At 68.7% G+C, this 18,356-nt stretch carries 16 protein-coding genes; 11 read left to right on the top strand and 5 right to left on the bottom strand.

The features are described 5' to 3' along the window. On the bottom strand, positions 1-2,793 hold the full coding sequence (leuS, locus tag PV646_RS10570; protein WP_500341244.1) for a leucine--tRNA ligase: 2,793 nt from the start codon (positions 2,791-2,793) through the stop codon (positions 1-3). A 250-nt stretch (positions 2,794-3,043) separates the two neighbouring features. Between leuS and PV646_RS10575 the strand changes: the two genes are divergently transcribed. Beyond that, positions 3,044-3,448, top strand: a complete 405-nt coding sequence (locus tag PV646_RS10575) for an SdpI family protein (RefSeq protein WP_500341245.1) — start codon at positions 3,044-3,046, stop codon at positions 3,446-3,448. Positions 3,449-3,517: 69 nt separating this feature from the next. Here PV646_RS10575 and PV646_RS10580 read toward each other — a convergent pair whose 3' ends face one another. Further along, a complete protein-coding gene (locus tag PV646_RS10580; protein WP_500341246.1) occupies positions 3,518-4,096 on the bottom strand; it encodes a YqgE/AlgH family protein in 579 nt (192 codons plus the stop codon). Between the two features lie 238 nt (positions 4,097-4,334). Between PV646_RS10580 and PV646_RS10585 the strand changes: the two genes are divergently transcribed. Beyond that, positions 4,335-5,675 (top strand): MFS transporter, encoded by a 1,341-nt coding sequence (locus PV646_RS10585; protein WP_500341247.1) that lies wholly within the window; start codon positions 4,335-4,337, stop codon positions 5,673-5,675. On the opposite strand, the gene PV646_RS10590 is transcribed toward PV646_RS10585, so the two are convergent. Both PV646_RS10590 and PV646_RS10595 read right to left on the bottom strand, forming a co-directional pair. Beyond that, complete coding sequence (locus PV646_RS10590; protein ID WP_500341248.1) at positions 5,604-5,873, bottom strand: LuxR C-terminal-related transcriptional regulator; 270 nt, start codon at positions 5,871-5,873, stop codon at positions 5,604-5,606. The two genes, PV646_RS10585 and PV646_RS10590, sit on opposite strands and share 72 nt — an antisense overlap. Positions 5,874-5,954: 81 nt before the next feature. Next, positions 5,955-7,361, bottom strand: coding sequence for a CCA tRNA nucleotidyltransferase (locus tag PV646_RS10595; protein WP_500341249.1), 1,407 nt, complete (start codon positions 7,359-7,361; stop codon positions 5,955-5,957). Between the two features lie 72 nt (positions 7,362-7,433). Here PV646_RS10595 and PV646_RS10600 point away from each other — a divergent pair, with 72 nt between their 5' ends. The 9 genes from PV646_RS10600 (at position 7,434) to PV646_RS10640 (ending at position 17,654) form a co-directional block, all read left to right on the top strand. After that, positions 7,434-7,949, top strand: coding sequence for an NUDIX hydrolase (locus PV646_RS10600; protein WP_500341250.1), 516 nt, complete (start codon positions 7,434-7,436; stop codon positions 7,947-7,949). Beyond that, the gene (locus PV646_RS10605) at positions 7,946-10,243 is read left to right on the top strand and encodes a DUF6049 family protein (protein WP_500341251.1); all 2,298 of its coding nucleotides are present in this window, start codon (positions 7,946-7,948) and stop codon (positions 10,241-10,243) included. The genes PV646_RS10600 and PV646_RS10605 overlap by 4 nt, the downstream gene beginning before the upstream one ends. After that, positions 10,240-11,889: a murein biosynthesis integral membrane protein MurJ gene (gene murJ, locus PV646_RS10610; protein ID WP_500341252.1), complete on the top strand. Its 1,650-nt coding sequence runs from the start codon at positions 10,240-10,242 to the stop codon at positions 11,887-11,889. The genes PV646_RS10605 and murJ overlap by 4 nt, the downstream gene beginning before the upstream one ends. Before the next feature lie 37 nt (positions 11,890-11,926). Next, entirely contained in the window at positions 11,927-13,444 is a 1,518-nt protein-coding gene (locus PV646_RS10615) for a protein kinase family protein (protein WP_500341253.1), read from the top strand. A gap of 67 nt (positions 13,445-13,511) precedes the next feature. Next, positions 13,512-14,129, top strand: a complete 618-nt coding sequence (gene sigM, locus PV646_RS10620; RefSeq protein ID WP_500341254.1) for an RNA polymerase sigma factor SigM — start codon at positions 13,512-13,514, stop codon at positions 14,127-14,129. Next, entirely contained in the window at positions 14,126-14,872 is a 747-nt protein-coding gene (locus PV646_RS10625; protein ID WP_500341255.1) for an RsmA family anti-sigma factor, read from the top strand. The genes sigM and PV646_RS10625 overlap by 4 nt, the downstream gene beginning before the upstream one ends. Positions 14,873-14,949: 77 nt before the next feature. Beyond that, positions 14,950-15,930, top strand: coding sequence for a thioredoxin-disulfide reductase (gene trxB / locus PV646_RS10630; RefSeq protein ID WP_500341256.1), 981 nt, complete (start codon positions 14,950-14,952; stop codon positions 15,928-15,930). Between the two features lie 34 nt (positions 15,931-15,964). Next, a complete protein-coding gene (gene trxA / locus PV646_RS10635) occupies positions 15,965-16,294 on the top strand; it encodes a thioredoxin (RefSeq protein ID WP_093595124.1) in 330 nt (109 codons plus the stop codon). Between the two features lie 220 nt (positions 16,295-16,514). Then, positions 16,515-17,654 carry an N-acetylmuramoyl-L-alanine amidase gene (locus tag PV646_RS10640; protein WP_500341257.1) on the top strand — a complete coding sequence of 380 codons (1,140 nt, stop codon included), beginning with the start codon at positions 16,515-16,517 and terminating at the stop codon, positions 17,652-17,654. Between the two features lie 52 nt (positions 17,655-17,706). On the opposite strand, the gene PV646_RS10645 is transcribed toward PV646_RS10640, so the two are convergent. Further along, the gene (locus PV646_RS10645) at positions 17,707-18,339 is read right to left on the bottom strand and encodes a GNAT family N-acetyltransferase (RefSeq protein ID WP_500341258.1); all 633 of its coding nucleotides are present in this window, start codon (positions 18,337-18,339) and stop codon (positions 17,707-17,709) included. Positions 18,340-18,356 lie beyond the last annotated feature (17 nt).

An 18,356-nucleotide genomic window follows, 5' to 3' on the forward strand; every position in this document is an offset into this window, starting at 1 on the left:
CTACAGAACGATGTTCACCAGGCGACCGGGGACCACGATCACCTTGCGCGGCTCGCCACCGGCGACCAGTTCGGCGATCTTCTCCTCCGCCAGGGCGGCGGCCTTGATCTCGTCCTGCGCCGCGGACGCCGAGACGACGACGCGCGAGCGGACCTTGCCGTTGACCTGGATCGGGTACTCGACCGTGTCCTCGACCAGGTACTGCTCGTCGGCCTTCGGGAACGGGCCGTGTGCCAGCGAGCCGTCGTTGCCCAGCTTCGACCACAGTTCCTCGGCCACGTGCGGGGCCTGCGGAGCCAGCATCAGCACCAGGGCCTCGGCCAGCGCGCGGGGCGTGCCGGACGAGTAGTGCTTGGTGACGTAGTTGTTCAGCTCGATCAGCTTCGCGCCCGCCGTGTTGTAGCGCAGGTTCGCGTAGTCGTCGTGGACGCCGGCGATGGTCTTGTGCAGCAGGCGCAACGCTTCCACCGAAGGCTCTTCGGCGGTGACGCGCAGCGAGCCGTCTGCCTCGTTGACCAGGTTGCGCCACAGGCGCTGCATGAAGCGTTGCGCGCCAACGACGTCCTTGGTCGCCCACGGACGTGACACGTCCATCGGGCCCATGGACATCTCGTAGAACCGGAAGGTGTCGGCGCCGTACTTCTCGCACATCTCGTCCGGCGTGACGACGTTCTTCAGGCTCTTGCCCATCTTTCCGTACTCACGGCGGACTTCCTCGCCGTTGTACGTGTACTTGCCGTCCTGCTCGACGACCTCGTCGGCCGGCACGTAGACGCCTCGCGGGTCGACGTACGCGTACGCCTGGATGTAGCCCTGGTTGAACAGGCGGCGGTACGGCTCGTCGCCGGACAGGTGGCCCAGGTCGAACAGGACCTTCTGCCAGAAGCGCGAGTACAGCAGGTGCAGGACCGCGTGCTCGACGCCGCCGATGTACAGGTCGACGCCGCCGGGGTCGGTCGCGCCGTGCTCGGCCGTGCGCGGGCCCAGCCAGTACCGCTCGTTCTCCGGGTTGACGAACCGCTCGGTCTCGACCGGGTCGACGTAGCGCAGCTGGTACCAGCACGAACCCGCCCAGTTCGGCATGGTGTTCGTGTCGCGGCGGTACGTCTTCAGGCCGTCGCCCAGGTCCAGCTCGACGGTCGTCCACTCGGTCGCGCGCGACAGCGGCGGCGACGGCTCGGTGTTCGCGTCCTCCGGGTCGAAGGTGCGCGGCGAGTAGTCGTCGACCTCGGGCAGTTCGATCGGCAGCATCGACTCGGGCAGCGCGATGGCGGTGCCGGCCTCGTCGTAGACGACCGGGAACGGCTCGCCCCAGTAGCGCTGGCGGCTGAACAGCCAGTCGCGCAGCTTGAACTGGACGGTGCCGTGACCGTGGCCGTTGTCCTCCAGCCAGCCGATCATCGTCTTCTTGGCTTCGTCGATCGCCATGCCGTCCAAGCTGAGCCCGTTTTCTTGGCGCGAGTTCACCGCGGGGCCGTCGCCGGTGTAGGCGTCGCCCTCGAAGCCGTCCGACGGCTGGACCGTGCGGATGATCGGCAGGTCGAACTTCTTCGCGAAGTCCCAGTCGCGCTGGTCCTGGCCGGGCACGGCCATGATCGCGCCCGTGCCGTAGCCCATCAGCACGTAGTCGGCGATGTAGACCGGGATGTCCTTGCCGTTCACCGGGTTCGTGGCGTACGCCCCGATGAAGACGCCGGTCTTCTCCTTGTTCTCCTGACGGTCCAGTTCGGACTTCAGGGACGCTGCGCGCCGGTACGCGGCGATGTCTGCCACGCGATCGGGCGTCGCAATCTGGTCCACCAGCTCGTGTTCCGGTGCCAGGACCATGTAGGTCGCGCCGAACAGCGTGTCCGGACGGGTCGTGAAGACCTCAATGTTCTCGCTTCCCACCGCAAATCGGACTCGGGCACCGTGCGAGCGCCCGATCCAGTTGCGCTGCATGGCTTTGACCTTGTCCGGCCAGTCCAGCCTGTCCAGGTCGTCGATCAGCCGGTCCGAGTACGCGGTGATGCGCATCATCCACTGGCGCAGGCTTTTCCTGAACACCGGGAAGTTGCCACGCTCACTGCGACCGTCCGCGGTGACCTCTTCGTTCGCCAAGACAGTACCCAGTCCGGGACACCAGTTGACGGGCGCCTCCGACATGTAGGCCAGGCGGAATTCGCCCAAGATCCTTTGCTGGTCGGCAAAAGACAGCTCAGACCACGTGCGGCCGCCCTCGACGTCGCGCTCGCCAGACTCGAACTGCGAGATCAACTCGGCGATCGGACGAGCCTTGCCGGCGTCCGCGTCGTACCAGGAGTTGAAGATCTGCAAGAAGATCCACTGAGTCCACTTGTAGTACTCGGGATCGATCGTCGAGATGCGACGGCGCTCGTCGTGACCCAGCCCCAGCCGGCGGATCTGGCGCAGGTAGGTGTTGATGTTGTCTTCGGTGGTCTTGCGCGGGTGCTGACCCGTCTGCACCGCGTACTGCTCCGCGGGCAGGCCGAACGCGTCGAAACCCATGGTGTGCAGCACGTTGCGGCCGTTCATGCGGTGGTACCGCGCGAAGACGTCCGTGCCGATGAAGCCCAGCGGGTGACCGACGTGCAGGCCGGCACCGCTCGGGTACGGGAACATGTCCTGCACGAACAGCTTGTCCGCGGGCACGTCACCCTTGAGCGCGCCAACGGGGTTGGGCGCGTGGTAGGTGCCGTGGTTCTCCCAGTACCGCTGCCACCGCTCCTCGATCTGGTTCGCCAGCTCGGCGGTGTAGCGGTAGGCGGGAATCTCCGCCGCGTCCGTGCTCATTTCAAGGTCCCTCTCACGTCTGTTCCTGCCCCTGACATGACGAAACCCCCCAGCCCAGACGGGCATGGAGGGTGGCCGCGCCGACCGTCTCTCGAAGAGGTCGTCGCGGCTAGATAAGGAGCAGGCGGGCCGTGCTCATGCCCTCAACGGTATCAGCGCAGGGCAAGCACGATGAACCGGGCGGTGGCCTGCGGCACATCAGACCGGGGTGAGCGTGAGGTGAACAACGGTTCCGTCTTACCCTCATGGAGTGAACATCGTGCTGTCGGTCGTCCTGGGTGTGCTCGGCGTCGCTCTCGGCGCGGTCGGTCTGCTGGGTCTGCAGGGCAAGCTGCGCCGCAACCGCTTCGTCGGCGTGCGCACCGCCGCCGCCGTGCGTGACGAGGAGACGTTCGCGCTGGCCAACCGAGTCGCGGGCGTGCCGAACGTCGCCGCCGGTGTCGTCGCCGTCGTGTCCGGCGCGATGGCGTTCGTGATGGCCGACCTGGCCGTGACCGCGGGGATCATCGGGCTGATCGGCGCGCTGACGATCGCCTTCGCCGGTGGCGTGATGGGCAGCCGGGCCGCCGCGCTGGTGCCGGAGCCGGTCAAGCCGAAGGGCTGCGGTGGCTGCGCCTGCGGTGGTGGCGGTTGCTCGCCGCTCGCGGGCCTCTGAGGCCTCTCTCGAACGACAGGCCGGATCGCTCGACGGTCCGGCCTTTTTCGTGCCTACGTTTCACGTGAATCAGTTGTCCTTGGGGTCGTTCGGGTAGGTCGACAGCAGGGCGAGCGGCATGCCCTGCCGGCGCAGCACCCTGCCCCACAGATCGGCCTTCGCGCCGACCAGCACGTCGTCGGCCAGTCCGGTCACGACGAACCAGTCGCCGCGGTCGATCTCGCCCTGCAGCTGGCCCTCGCCCCAACCGGAATAGCCCGCGAACACCCTCAGGCCGCGCACCAGCGGCATCAGGTCGTCCGGTTCCGCGTCGAGGTCGACCAGGGCGACCGGGCCCTGCACGCTGACCAGACCCTCCACGGCGGACGGGTCGGTGCCCGCCTTCAACGCTGCGAGGCACAACGCCGTCTTCTGCTCGACCGGGCCGCCGATGTAGATGCACTGCGGCTTCGTGACGTGTGAACCCCACGGCGGCAGCACGTCGTGCACTGCCACCTCGGAGGGGCGGTTCAGCACGACGCCGAGGGTCCCCTCTGGACGTTGATCGATGATGTAGACGACGGTGCGCTTGAAGTTCGGGTCGTTCAGGCTCGGAGCAGCTACCAAGAGGGAACCTGGCTCGACTTCGACTTCGTCATCGGGACGCACGTCACCATGAAATCACCCGTGATCGCCGGAACAACTCAGGCCCGCGTCCCGTTAGACTGAGGTGTCGGATGTCTTTGTGTCCCCCGGGCTCAACAGACAACCGCCCTTGCGGAATACCGTTCGGCTGGAACCGCTTGGTGCACCGCGCCGTGAGGCGACCTGGCATCCGGCACCAGGGGAGCCGGACCGCGAGGTCCGGCTTTCGTGGTTTTCACCACCACGCGCTTAGAGTGCAACGGTGACAACGCTTGCGGTGGAGAAGCACCACTGGGGATCACGCCGGTTCCTCGGCATCCCCGCCTACCGCAGACTTCTCGCCACCCGCCTCGCGTCCCAGTGGGGTGACGGGCTCTTCCAGGCCGGACTCGCCGGGGCCGTGCTGTTCAACCCCGAGCGCCAGGCCGATCCCGCGGCGATCGCGGCCGGGTTCGCGGTGCTGCTCCTGCCGTACTCGCTGATCGGACCGTTCACGGGTGCTCTGCTCGACCGATGGGACCGCAAGCGGGTCATCGTCGTCGCGAACATCCTGCGCGCCACGTTCGTGCTGCTCACCGCGCTCGCCGTGGGCGCTGGGCTGAGCGGGGTGCCCCTCTACGTCTCCGCGCTCGTCGTCATGGGCATCGGCCGGTTCGTCGGGTCCGGGCTTTCGGCGTCACTGCCGCACGTCGTCGACGAGGACCACCTGGTCGAGGCGAACGCGCTGGCCACGACGGCCGGCGCGGTCATGGCCGTGATCGGTGCGGCCTGTGCGATCGGGTTCCGCACGCTGCTCGGCGCCGGGGACGGCGGTTCGGCGTGGACCACCAGCATCGCCGTGGTCGGGCTGCTGCTCAGCGCGTTCATCGCCAGCCGCTTCAAGGCGGGCGTGCTCGGGCCGGACGAGGTCGACGAGCCGAACCACGCCATCACGGCCGTCGCCCGTGGCCTGGTCGACGGGGCGAAGGCCACCTGGCGCACGCCGAGCGTGACGGCCGGGCTGGCCGCGTTGCTGGCGCACCGGGCGGCGTTCGGCATCAGCCTGATGATCACGCTGCTGCTGATGCGCTACAGCCTGGAGGACGTCGGCATCCTCAAGGCCGGCATCGGCGGGCTCGGCGAGGTCGCCGTCGCGGGCGGTGCCGGTGTGCTGCTCGCGGGCATCCTGACCGACCGGATCGTCGACCGGTTCGGCACCAAGCGCACGATCTGCGGTGCGTTGCTGCTGACCGCCGCGGCCCAGGTCGGACTCGGGCTGCCGATGACGCTGCCGACCATCCTGCTGGCCAGTTTCGTGATCATCTTCGCCGGTCAGATCGTCAAGCTCTGCGTGGACACCGCCGTGCAGCACGACGTCGGTGACGAGGTGCGCGGGCGCGTGTTCGCCCTCTACGACACCCTCTTCAACATCGCGCAGGTCACGGCGGTGTCCATCACCGCGATGGTCGTCCCGCTGAACGGGCGCTCGCACGCCCTCATCCTCGTCGCCGCGTGCCTCTACCTGGTCGGGCTCGCCGCCTACCTGTTCCTGTCAGCGCGGGAACGGCAGGTGCAGCATCCCGGCCTCGTGCGCGAAGACGACGGCAGCCACCCGATCGGGTAGATCCAGCCTCCGCAGGATGTCGGCCACCTCGTCGGCCACCCGCTGCGGCGCGAAGCGGAGCACGCGCGCGATCTCGTGGTCGGCGTGACCACGTGCGAGACACCTCAGCACGGCTCGTTGGTCGTCGGTCAGCACGTCCAGGTCCCGTACGGCAGGACCTGCGGAAAGTCCCCACACGATCATCTGCACCACCCCCATGCGCCCCCCTGGCGCACTTCCCATGGTGCACCCCGGCGCTGACATTTCGCTCACACCGGGATTCCGTTCACTCACAATGAGTCACCGCGCGGGCGGAGTGATCCCCTGTTCGCGCGCCCAGTCGAGCAACGCGGCCTCGGCGTCGTCGCGGTCCAGCGGTCCCCGGTCGAGCCTGAGCTCCTTGAGGAACTTCCACGCGGCACCGACCTCACGCCCCGGCGCCAGGCCGAGCAGCTTCATGATCTCGTTGCCGTCGAGGTCCGGACGCACGCGCGCGAGGTCTTCTTCGGCCCCGATGCGCGCGATGCGTTCTTCGAGAGAGTCGTAGGTCCGGCGCAGCAGGTTCGCCTTGCGCTTGTTACGGGTCGTGCAGTCCGCACGGACGAGCTTGTGCAACCGCGTCAGCAGGTCACCGGCGTCCGTCACGTACCGGCGCACGGCTGAGTCGGTCCACTCGCCGTTGCCGTACCCGTGGAAGCGGAGGTGCAGGTAGACGAGCTTCGCGACGTCCTCGGTGATCTCCTTCGAGTACCGCAACGCCCGCAAGCGCTTGCGGACCATCTTCGCGCCCACGACCTCGTGGTGGTGGAACGAGACGCCGCCGCCGGACTCGAACTTCCGCGTCGCCGGCTTGCCGATGTCGTGCAGGAGCGCGGCGATCCTCAGCACCAGATCGGGTGACTGATCAACTTCTTCAAGATCAATTGCCTGTTCCAGCACAACCAGCGAGTGGTCGAAGACGTCCTTGTGCTGATGATGTTCGTCGATCTCCAGCTTCATGGCCGTGAGCTCGGGCAGCACGACGTCGGCCAGCCCGGTCTCCACCATGAGCTCGATGCCGCGGCGGGGGTGAGCCCCGCACAGGAGCTTCGAGAGCTCCACCTGCACGCGCTCCGGCGTGATGCGGGCGAGTTCGCCTGCCATCGACCGCATCGCCTCGATCACGCGCGGCGCGGCCGTGAAGCCGAGCTGCGAGACGAACCGGGCGGCGCGCAGCATGCGCAGCGGGTCGTCGCCGAACGACTCCTGCGGCGTCGCGGGGGTGTCCAGCACGCCCTCGCGCGCCGCCTGCAGGCCACCGGTCGGGTCGACGAACTGCGAGGCGGCGATGTCGAACGCCATCGCGTTGACCGTGAAGTCACGCCGGACCAGGTCGCCGTCGATGGAGTCGCCGAAGGTCACCTCGGGGTTGCGGGTCACGCCGTCGTAGACGTCCGCGCGGAAGGTCGTGATCTCGATGATCTCGCCCTTCTTCGACGCGCCGACCGTCCCGAAGGCGATGCCGGTGTCCCACTGCGCGTCGGCCCAGCCGCTCAGCAGTTTCTGGATCTCCGCTGGTCGCGCGTCCGTGGTGAAGTCGAAGTCGTTCGTCGGGCGCACCAGCACGGCGTCGCGCACACTTCCACCCACGAGGTAGAGGCGCTTGCCCTCGGCTGCGAACCGAGCGGCGAGCTCAGCGACGACTGGTGTGATGGTGGGCTTTTCCACCACCGCATTCTGCTGGAGCGATCGAGACACGAGAAACCAGCGTACTCAAGGTTCGTAAGTACGATCGGCCGTATGCCGCCGTCAGCCGCACGTTCCGGGAGCCCCAAGCCGGGGCGCCGGAAGCGCCGCCGGGGCCGCAGGCTCGAGACCGTCGACGAGACGTCGGCCGGCGGCCTGGTGCTCGACGCAGAGCAACGGGCTGCGGTGATCGGCAGACTTGACCGGCGAGGCCGGTTGCTGTGGTCTTTGCCCAAGGGTCACATCGAGTCCGGCGAGACCGCGGAACAGACCGCGGTGCGCGAGGTCGCCGAGGAGACCGGTATTCATAGCAGGGTGCTGCGCCCGTTGGGGTCGATCGACTACTGGTTCGTCGCAGACGACCGCCGGGTGCACAAGACGGTTCACCACTTCCTCCTCGAAGCGACGGGGGGAGAGCTTTCCGACGAAGACGTGGAGGTCACCGAGGTGGCGTGGGTGCCACTCGGCGAACTGGACGAGCGACTCGCGTATGCCGACGAGCGCCGACTGGTCCGCCGAGCCGCCGAACTGCTCTCCGACCGCTGCCGGAACGGGGCGGAGTCGGCGTGAGCCTGAGGAAGTTCGTCTGCACAGCCGCCGTCACCGCGTTCGTGGTGCTGACCGCGCCGCCCGCCGGCGCCCAGCAGTCACAACCGGACGAGATCGACGCGCTGCCGTTCATGCCCGCTCCCGCCACCCAGGTGTGGGCGACCAGATCTCTCTCCGCCCAGCCCGGTACGGCGCAGCCGCAGTTCCTGCGGCTCGACATCGACCAGCTCACGCCCCGGTTCGTCACGAGCGACTCGCCGGGGACCGTCAAGATCACCGGCAAGATCGCGAACGTCGGCGACCGCAAGGTGTTCGACATCGTGCTGCGACTGGAGCGCGGTGAGCCGCTCGGCACCGAGGACGACCTGCGCAAGGCGTTGCGGGAGCCGGCGGCGGCCGAGGCCGTGCAGCCGAGGTTCACGCCGGTCGCCGGCGAGCTCGAGCCCGGTCAGCAGAAGGACTTCACGCTGGAGGTGCCGCTGCGCGGTACCGACCCGACGTCGCTCGAGGTCGAGCAGCCGGGCATCTACCCGATCCTCGCGAACGTCAACGGCAGGCCGGACTACGGCGGCCAGGCACGGCTCGCGGCGCTGTCGACGCTGCTCCCGGTGCTGGGCGTGCCCGGCGGCGAGACCAAGGGCAAGCCGGGCGCCGCCGCGAAGATGACGGTGCTGTGGCCGATCGCGGACCGCCCCCGGCTCGTCCGGCTGGGCGGCGAGGGCCAGTCGGAGCTGATCGACGACGAGCTCGCGTCGTCCCTCTCGGTCAACGGCCGGCTGTACGGCCTGCTGGACGCCTACGAGGAAGCGGTGCCGGCGATGAGCACGGCCATGTGCCTGGCCATCGACCCGGACCTGCTGCGCACCGTGCAGGCCATGAGCACCGGCTACAAGCTGCGTGGCGGTGCCGAGGGCAAGGGCAGGATCGAGGCGAAGCTGTGGCTCGACCGCCTCAAGCTCGCGGTCACCGGCCGGTGCGTCGTCGCGCTGCCGTACGCCGACGCCGACCTCGTGGCGTTGAACCGGGCGAAGCTCTCCACCATGCGCACCCTCGCGGTGACGGACGGCCCCAAGCTCATCCAGGACGTCCTGTCCGTGCGGCCGCTGCCCGACCTGGTGTGGCCCGAGGACGGCGTGCTCGACCAGTCGACGTTCGACGAGCTGGTCACCCCGCAGCCGGACAAGGGCTACCCCGGCGCGAAGTCGTTGCTGCTCGACCCGACCGGACTCGCCGACGCGCCGGGCACCGCGCCCGTCGGTGTCGGCGGCAAGACCCCGGTCACCGCCGTGAAGATCGACTCGATGGTCTCGGACGCGCTGCAGGGCAGTGAGTCGCGGCCACGCACGTTGTCCGGCGTGACCACGCCCGTCGAGAGCCAGCCGGTGTCCGTGCAGAACGCGCTGGCGGTGCTGGTGTTCCGCGCCGGCTGGCAGGGCGACGGCCGCAACGTGCTGGTCGCGCCGCCGCGCCGCTGGCACGCGCCGGTCTCGGAGATGACCGAGTTCCTCACCACCGCCCAGAAGCTGCTGACCAGCGGCTACGCGTCCCAGGCCGGGCTCGAGGAGCTCACCGGCACCACCCCCGCGGTGACGAACGCCAAGATCGCCTACCCGCCGGAGGCCGGTGCGCGGGAGATCTCGCCGATCATCTCGGACTCCGTGACGAACCAGAGCGTCGAACTCAACGGCCTGGTCGCGGCCATGCAGCAGGAAGACAGCGCGCACGCGTCACCCGGCGACCTGGCCGACCCGCTGTGGCTCGGGCTGCTGCGGGCGATGTCCGGCGCGTGGCGGGGCAACGAGCAGGGCGCCCGGTCCGCGGCCGAGGTCAGCCAGAGCGAGCTCAACGCGCTGACCGGCATGGTCGGCGTGACGCAGCCGAACAGCCCGATCCTGCTCGGCTCCGGCGACAGCCCGATCCCGGTCACGATCACGAACAAGCTCGACGTCCGCGTGACGGTCCGGATCACCCTGGCCGACACCCCCGGCATCCGGAAGCTCGACCTCGCCGACCAGGTGCTTCCCGCCCGCGGCGAACGCGTCGTGCGGGTGCCCGTCGAGGTGCTGAGGTCCGGCCGGTTCCCGGTCAGCGTCCGGCTGACCACTCCCGAGGGCGTCGCTCTGGGTGACACTGTCAAGCTGGAGGTGTCGTCGTCCGCCTACGGCACCATCACGGTGATCATCACCGTGATCGCCGGGATCGCGCTCGTCCTGCTCTCCGGACGGCGCATCTACAAGCGGGTCCGTGCTCGCAACGGCGAGAACGGCGGCGCACCGTCCATCGAGAACGTCAAACCGGAGAAGTCGAGCGCGTGAGCGAGACAGCCACGACCACCCAGCCAGAGCAGCAGAAGCAGGGACCGTCGGTCGCCAGGGCCAGCGGGTCGATGGCGATCGCCACGATCGTCAGCCGGGGCACCGGTCTGCTGTCGAAGGTGCTGCTGATCGCCGTGATCGGCGCCGAGACGCTCGGTGACTCGTACCAGGCGGCGTCCACGCTGCCGACCATGATCAACGAGCTGCTCCTCGGCGGCGTGCTGACCAGCGTGGCGATCCCGCTGCTGGTCCGCGCCGAGAAGGAGGACGGCGACGGCGGCGAGTCCTACGCCCAGTGGCTGATCACCATGGGCACGCTGATCCTCGGCATCGGCACGGTCCTGGCGATGGCCTGCGCGCCACTGCTCACCGACATCTACGTCTCCGACTCGCCGGAGGCGAACCCGGCGCTGGTCACCGCGTTCGCGTACCTGGTGCTGCCGGGCATCGTGTTCTACGGCCTGACAGCGCTGCTCAGCGCCGTGCTCAACGCACGGCACGTGTTCGGCATCCCCACCTGGGCGCCGGTGCTGAACAACATCGTCGTGATCGCCGTTTTGGGTGTCTACGCGTTGCTGCCGGGGGAGCTCACGCTCAACCCCGTGCGCATGACCGACACGCACCTGCTGGTCCTCGGCCTCGGCACCGCGCTCGGCGTGCTGGTGCAGGCCTCGGTGCTGTTCCCGGCGCTGAAGAAGACCGGCTTCCGCTTCAAGTGGCGGTTCGGCTGGGACTCGCGCCTGTCGGAGTTCGGTGGCCTCGCGTTCTGGGTGCTGCTCTACGTCGGTCTCGGCCTGGCCAGCATGACCGTGCTGACGAACGTGGCCACGAGTGCCAAGGGTGCGCTGACCGCGTTCAACTACCAGTGGCTGGTCGCCCAGGTGCCCTACGGCGTCCTCGGCGTCTCACTGCTGACCGCGCTGATGCCGAAGATGAGCAGGGCGGCCGCGAACGACGACAAGGAGTCGATCGTCCGCGACCTGCTGTTCGGCAACCGGATGTCGGCGATCCTGCTGATGCCGTTCAGCGCGCTGCTGACCGTGTCCGGCCTGTCGATCGGTCTCGGCATCTTCGCCCTGGGTGCCTCGGGCATCCCCGGCGGCACGAGGATCGGTCTGTCGCTGGCGCTGTCGGCGTTCGGTCTCGTGCCCTACGCGATCACGCTGCTGCAGCTGCGGGTCTTCTACGCGATGAAGGACGCACGCACGCCGACGCTCATCCAGGCGTTGATCGTGGCGGTGCGCATCGGGTTGCTCTACCTGTTCCTCGGCATCTCCACGCCGGGTGACGCCGAACAGCTCGCCGTCGGCGTGTCGCTCGCGATGTCGCTGAGCTTCGTCTTCGGCGCGATCGTCGGTCAGGTGTGGCTGCGGTTCCGCCTCGGTCGGCTGCGCACCGGCTTCACCATCTGGACCGTCTGCCTCACCGTCGTGGCGTCCTCGCTGGCCTTCGGCGTCGCCAAGGGCGTGAACTGGCTGGTCCAGGGCCTGTTCGACTTCTCCAGCGTGTACATGTCCAGCTGGGTCGAGCTCGTCCTGGTGACGCTGATCGGCCTGCCGCTCGCGTTCGGCCTTTTGGCGGCGTTCCGGGTGCCCGAGATGAAGCCGGCGATCGCCAAGATCAACCGTTTGGTGCGGCGAAGGTGACTCCAGTCCGTGAGCGCCTTCCCGTAGCCTGGTGTCCGTGAGTAGCGGAGTTCACGCCGCCCTGAATCCCGGCGGCGTCATCGGCAATGGCCGCTACCGGCTGCTCGCGAAATCCGGCGCGGACGCCAGGTCCAACGCGGAGTTGTGGCGAGCGAGGGACGGTCAGCTCAACCGGGACGTCGCGCTGACGGTCCTGCTGGGCAACCTCGCGGACAACGAGGCAGCCGGTCGTGCCCGCCGAACGGTCGAACGCGCGATGCACGCGTCGTCGTTCACGCACCCCGGTGTGTCGAGGGTGATCGACGTGTTGACGCCCGGCACCGGCATCCGTCCCGACGAGGGCATCCTCGGCATCGTCATCGCCGAGTGGACCCAGGGCACCGACCTGATGGACCTCATCGCGGAGGGCCCGCTGCCGGCGGGCGCCGCGACCCGCCTGCTCGAACCGCTCGGCGCCGCCATCGAGGGCGCGCACCACGCCGGCCTCGTGCTGGGCGCCGACCACCCGCAGCGCATCCGGGTCACCTCGGACGGCCGCCTGCGCCTCGCGTTCCCCGGTCCGCGGCCGGACGCGATCGCACGCGACGACGTCAAGGGCCTCGGCGCGATCCTGTACCTGCTGCTCACCGGCCGGTGGGCGCTGCCGGGCGGCCCCCAGGGCGTGCCGGTCGCGCCAACGGGGCCGGACGGGTCCGTGGTCGCACCGAACGCGCTGCACCCGTACCTGCCGCACGACCTGTCGTCCGTCGCGGTGCGTTCGCTGGAGGACACGTCGGTGGGCGGCATCCGCACGTCCGCGGCGATCCTGCAGGTCCTCGACCAGATCGCGGCCGAGGAAGCGCAGACGTCGCTGATCCCGGCCGTGGCGGCGACCCGTGATGACGACGACCAGGTCGTGTGGACGACCCAGCGGCCGCGCCAGGACAAGCAGCAGAAGAAGAAGCTGTGGATCAGCGTCGGCGTGCTCGCGCTGGCCACGCTGACCGTGATCGTCTGGCTGAGCGTGCAGATCGTCGGGTTCTTCAGCGACGAGCCGTCCAAGGGCGGCGGCCCGACCGTGGTGATCAACCAGCCGGGGTCGAACGGCCAGACCGCGCCTCCGCCCGCGGCGGCGGGTCCGGTGCAGCCGGGCCAGATCGGCGTCTACGACGTCACGAACCAGCCCGACAACGCGAACCAGGCGAGCCGGGCGGTCGACAACAACGCGGGCACGTTCTGGCGGACCGACAACTACTTCCAGCAGTTCCCGACGCTCAAGCCCGGCATCGGGCTGATGGCGTCGTTCGCGGAACCGGTGAAGCTGGCCTCGGTCACGGTCACCTCGCCCAGCAAGGGCACGCACGTCGAGATCCGGGTGGCGTCCGCGCTCGACTCGCCGATCGAGGAGACCAAGGTCATCGGCGTCGCGGACCTGTCCGACGGGCAGACGCAGATCCAGCTGAACGACCACGAACCGACCGGTCACGTGCTGATCTGGATCACGCAGCTGACGAGCTCCGGCGGTGGCAAGAACCAGACGGAGATCCGAGAGGTCCTGTACACGCGAGCCCAGTAGAACTACGCGTGCACTCTGGGTAGACCTGTCCGGGTGATCTGTGATCACCCTCGCTAAAGTGCGTCCCGTGACCGCCGCAGCCAGCTCGGACGCCGAACTCATCTCGGCCCACGCCGCAGGTGACCCCTACGCGTTCTCGGAGCTGGTCAAACGGCACCGCGACCGGATGTGGGCGGTGGCGTTGCGCACGCTGCGTGATCCGGAAGAGGCCGCGGACGCGCTGCAGGAGGCGTTCATCTCGGCCTTCCGGGCGGCGTCGTCGTTCCGCGCGGAGTCACAGGTGACCACCTGGCTTCACCGCATCGTGGTCAACGCGTGTCTCGATCGGATGAGACGCCGACAAACAAGACCGACAGTGCCGCTGCCCGAGGCCGGTCCCGGCGAACCCGTCGCTCCCCGTGACGCGATGAGCGACCGCGAGACCAGCCTGATGGTGCAGCAGGCGTTGATGGAGCTGCCGGAGGAGCAGCGGGCGCCCATCGTGCTCGTCGACGTCGAGGGGTATTCGGTCGCCGAAACGGCGAAACTCCTCGGCATCGCGGAGGGCACGGTCAAGAGCCGGTGCGCGCGTGGCCGCGCCAAGCTCGCCAAAGTTCTCGGGCACCTCAGGAACCGAATCGCAGATGCGAACGTCCCAGCTGACGGTGTGAATGTGCAAGAGCAACGTCAGTGGGAGGGCCGATGACCGGCATGGAGCGCGTGCCGATGGGTCCGCCGTGGTCTGTTGACCTCATCGCGGACCTGCACGCGGGCGTGCTGCCCCCTGAGGTCGCCGCACAGCTGCGCCCGAGGGTCGAGGCAGACCGCGACGCCAGGGAGATCCTGCAGGCGCTCGACGCGACGCTGATGGACCTGCAGTCGTTGCCGGCGATCCCGATGCCCGACCACGTGGCCGCCCGGATCGACGCCGCACTGGCCGCGGAGGCCCGTCCGGGCATCGCGCCGGTCGTGTCGCTGAACGACGCACGCAAGCGCCGCAACCGCCGCCTCGGCATGGGCGGGGCCGGTGTGCTGGTCGCCGCCGCTGCCGCGTTCGGCATCGTGCTGGCCGTGTCACCGGGTGCGCAGAAGCCGCCCGCGAACGACGCCGCACCCGCGCCGACCGCGTCGTCCACCAGCGCGAACGCCGCCCCTCCGCTCGCGTTGTCGGAGGCCGAGCTCGGCTCCGCCGTCGGCGAGGTGCTCAAGGCGCAGAACTACGGCCCGCTCGAGACGCCCGACCGGCTGGCCGGCTGTCTGAAGGGCGGCGGCATCACCAGCTCGGGCAACCCGCTCGGCATCAGCCCGATCAACCTCGACGGCAAGAACGCGGTCATGGCGATCCTGCCCGCCGGTCTCGGCCAGTTCCGCCTCGTGGTGCTGGACCCGGCGACCTGCGGACCGGACAAGCCCGAAGGCGTGCTGGCCGACACCACGATCAAGAGGTAGTCGCGGAAGTCACGGAATTAGCTGCACCTACGATCCGTTGAGCCAGTCAGACGACGAGATCGAGGAGTTGCAGAGCCGTGAGCGTGCGCAACGTGATCATCATTGGATCGGGACCGGCGGGGTACACCGCGGCGGTCTACGCGGCACGCGCGCAGCTGGAGCCCCTGGTCTTCGAGGGTTCGCAGTACGGCGGCGCCCTCATGACGACGACCGAGGTCGAGAACTACCCCGGCTTCCGCGACGGCATCATGGGCCCCGAGCTCATGGAGCAGATGCGCGAGCAGGCCACCCGCTTCGGTGCCGAACTGCGCGCCGAGGACGTCGAGTCGGTCGAGCTGACCGGTGAGATCAAGAAGGTCGTCGCGAACGGCGTCGAGTACGAGGCCAAGGCCGTCATCCTCGCGATGGGTGCCGCGGCCCGGTACCTCGACATCCCCGGTGAGCAGGAGCTGCTCGGCCGTGGCGTGTCCGCGTGTGCGACGTGTGACGGGTTCTTCTTCCGCGACCACGACATCGCCGTGGTCGGCGGTGGCGACACGGCGATGGAGGAAGCGACGTTCCTCACTCGCTTCGCCAAGTCCGTGACGGTCATCCACCGCCGCGAGGAGTTCCGGGCCTCGAAGGTCATGCTCGAGCGCGCCCGCGCCAACGAGAAGATCAAGTGGCAGCTGAACACGCAGGTCACCGACGTGCTGGGTGACGGCACCGTGTCCGCGATCAAGATCAAGGACACGAAGACCGGCGCCGAGTCGGAGATGCCCGTCACCGGGTTCTTCCTGGCGATCGGTCACGACCCGCGTTCGGCGCTGGTCAAGGGCCAGGTCGACCTGGACGCGGAGGGGTACGTCCTGACCAAGGACAAGTCCTCCTACACGAACCTGGACGGCGTGTTCGCCGCCGGTGACCTGGTGGACCACGAATACCGCCAGGCCATCACCGCCGCCGGCTCCGGTTGCAGTGCCGCGATCGACGCGGAGCGGTGGCTCGCCGAGCACGGCACCGAGCAGGCCGAGATCGCCGCCGAGGCGGTCGGTGGCGGCTACGGCAAGAGCATCTGAAGTTCCTTCTGCGAGACGTTTTAGGGAGAGCAACATGGCAGGCGCCACCGTCACGGTGACCGACAAGTCGTTCGCGGACGACGTTCTGACCAGCGAGAAGCCCGTGCTGGTCGACTTCTGGGCGACCTGGTGCGGCCCGTGCAAGATGGTTGCGCCGGTGCTGGAGGAGATCGCGGCCGAGCACGGCGAGAAGATCACCGTCGCCAAGGTCGACATCGACGCCAACCCGTCGATCGCCCGCGACTACCAGATCATGTCCGTCCCGACGCTGATCCTGTTCCAGGGCGGTCGCCCGGTGAAGCAGATCGTCGGCGCGAAGCCCAAGGCCGCGCTGCTCAAGGACCTGCAGGACGTCCTGGCCTGAGCCGGAGAACTTGCATGAGCTAAGAATTTCTTTGCAACGCGCAACGTGGCCCGCCCGTCTATCGATAAGACGAGCGGGTCACGTTCGTTTTGGTGCCGGGACGGTGATCCCGGTACGACTGTGAGTAGCCCTGCATCGATCACTAAGCGCAGCAGGGCACAATGAGGACTTCCCAACTGACGCGCCGACCAGGTTCGGCGCCCTAGTCGAGCGAGGGTGCATGCAGCTGCTCCGCCGCGGGGACGTCGGAAGTGATGTTGCCGAGATCCGGTCGATCCTGACCAGGCTCGGACTGCTTCCGCCGGCCGACCCACAGGCGCCGCCGGTGTTCGACCAGCAGGTCGAGCACGCCGTGCGCGCGTTCCAGCAGCAGCGGGGGCTGATCATCGATGGCATCGTCGGCCCGGCGACCTACCGTTCGCTGCGTGACGCGACGTTCCGGTTGGGGGACCGGCCGCTCGCGTACCTGATGTCGCAGCCGACGACCGGTGACGACGTGCTCGTGCTGCAGGAACGCATGCTGGAGCTCGGATACGACGCCGGCCGCGCCAACGGTGTGTTCGGCCAGCAGACCGAGCAGGCGCTGAGGAACTTCCAGCGCGACTACGGACTGATCGTGGACGGCATGTGCGGTCCCGACACCGTCCGCGCGTTGCGCCAGCTCCAGCCGAAGGTCCGCGGCGGCCGTCCGCAGCTGCTGCGGGAGCAGGAACGGCTCCGCGGTGCCGGTTCGCGCCTGTCCGGCAAGCGGATCGTGATCGACCCCGGCCACGGCGGCCAGGACCGCGGTGTGGTCGTGGACGGACTGTCCGAGGCCGAGCTGATGCTGGACCTGGCCCGTCGCCTCGAGGGCAAGATGGCCGCCACCGGCATGGAGGCGCTGCTCACGCGCGGTCCGGACAACTGCCCGGACGAGGCGGAGCGCGCCCGGTTCGCGAACGAGGCGGGCGCCGACCTGATCCTGTCGCTGCACAGCGACGGCAACTCGTCGCCGAACGCGCAGGGCGTGTCGACGTTCCACTACGGCACCGGCAACGGCACGTCGTCCACGGTCGGTGAGGCGCTGGCCGGGTTCATCCAGCGCGAGGTCACCGCCCGCACGACGATGTCGAACTGCGGTTCGCACCCGAAGACGTGGGACCTGCTGCGGCTCACCCGCTGCACGGCCGTCCGCGTCGAGGTGGGCTACCTGACGAACGCGGAGGACCGGGCACGCCTCGCGACTCCCGGGTTCCGCGACATCGTGGCCGAGGGCATCCTCGTGGCCGTGAAGCGTCTCTACCTGCTCGGCAAGGACGACCAGCCGACGGGCACGTTCACGTTCAACGACCTGCTGCGCTACGAGATGGCCAAGGGCTGACGTTCTGACGAAAAGGGCCCCCTCGCTTCGGCGAGGGGGCCTTTTCGCTGTCTCAGACGGGGCGGAAGCTGGGTTCCGCGGTGGAGACGGTGACGCTGTTGAGAAGCCGTTCGAGAGCGGCCTCCACGTCTTCCTTCCAGGTGATGGAGCTGCGGAGCTCCATGCGCAACCGGGGCCAGCGAGGGTGCGGCCGCACGGTCTTGAAGCCCACGCTCGTCAGGAAGTCGGCGGGCGTGACGCAAGTCTGCTCTTCGTCGTCCGGGCGCATGTCGCCGAACGCCTCGATGGCCTTCACGCCACGACGCGTCAGGTCCTTCGCCACGGCCTGCACGAGCACTCGCGCGAGTCCTCCCCCTCGGAACTCCGGGAGGACGTCCAGCGACGTCATGAGGACCGCGTCCGGGCTCACCGGAGAGGTGGGGAAGGCGGAACTGCGCGGCACGGCGGCCGGTGGTGCGTAGAAGACCGAACCGGCGGGGATGCCGTCGCAGTAGATGATGCGACCGCACGAACCCCACTCGAGCAGGACGCTGGAGACCCAGGCTTCCTTCTCGAATTCCGTGTCGCCGTATTCCTCAGCCTGTTCTCGCAGGTGAGGGGCAAGCTCCCAGAAAACACACGTCCTGCTGTGCTTGGACAGATGTTCCAGGTTGTCCAGCGTGACGCCTACGACGCGACGGGACACCCCGACCTCCACCCGTT

It is taken from the genome of Streptomyces sp. ID05-26A (assembly GCF_033794685.1).
Lineage (GTDB): Bacteria > Actinomycetota > Actinomycetes > Mycobacteriales > Pseudonocardiaceae > Lentzea.

Coding starts and splice junctions, on each gene's coding strand:
- leuS (WP_500341244.1), bottom strand. CDS start 2,793: ATGAGCACGGACGCGGCGGAGATTCCCGCCTACCGCTACACCGCCGAG.
- PV646_RS10640 (WP_500341257.1), top strand. CDS start 16,515: ATGCAGCTGCTCCGCCGCGGGGACGTCGGAAGTGATGTTGCCGAGATC.
- PV646_RS10600 (WP_500341250.1), top strand. CDS start 7,434: ATGCCGCCGTCAGCCGCACGTTCCGGGAGCCCCAAGCCGGGGCGCCGG.
- trxA (WP_093595124.1), top strand. CDS start 15,965: ATGGCAGGCGCCACCGTCACGGTGACCGACAAGTCGTTCGCGGACGAC.
- PV646_RS10625 (WP_500341255.1), top strand. CDS start 14,126: ATGACCGGCATGGAGCGCGTGCCGATGGGTCCGCCGTGGTCTGTTGAC.
- PV646_RS10590 (WP_500341248.1), bottom strand. CDS start 5,873: ATGGGGGTGGTGCAGATGATCGTGTGGGGACTTTCCGCAGGTCCTGCC.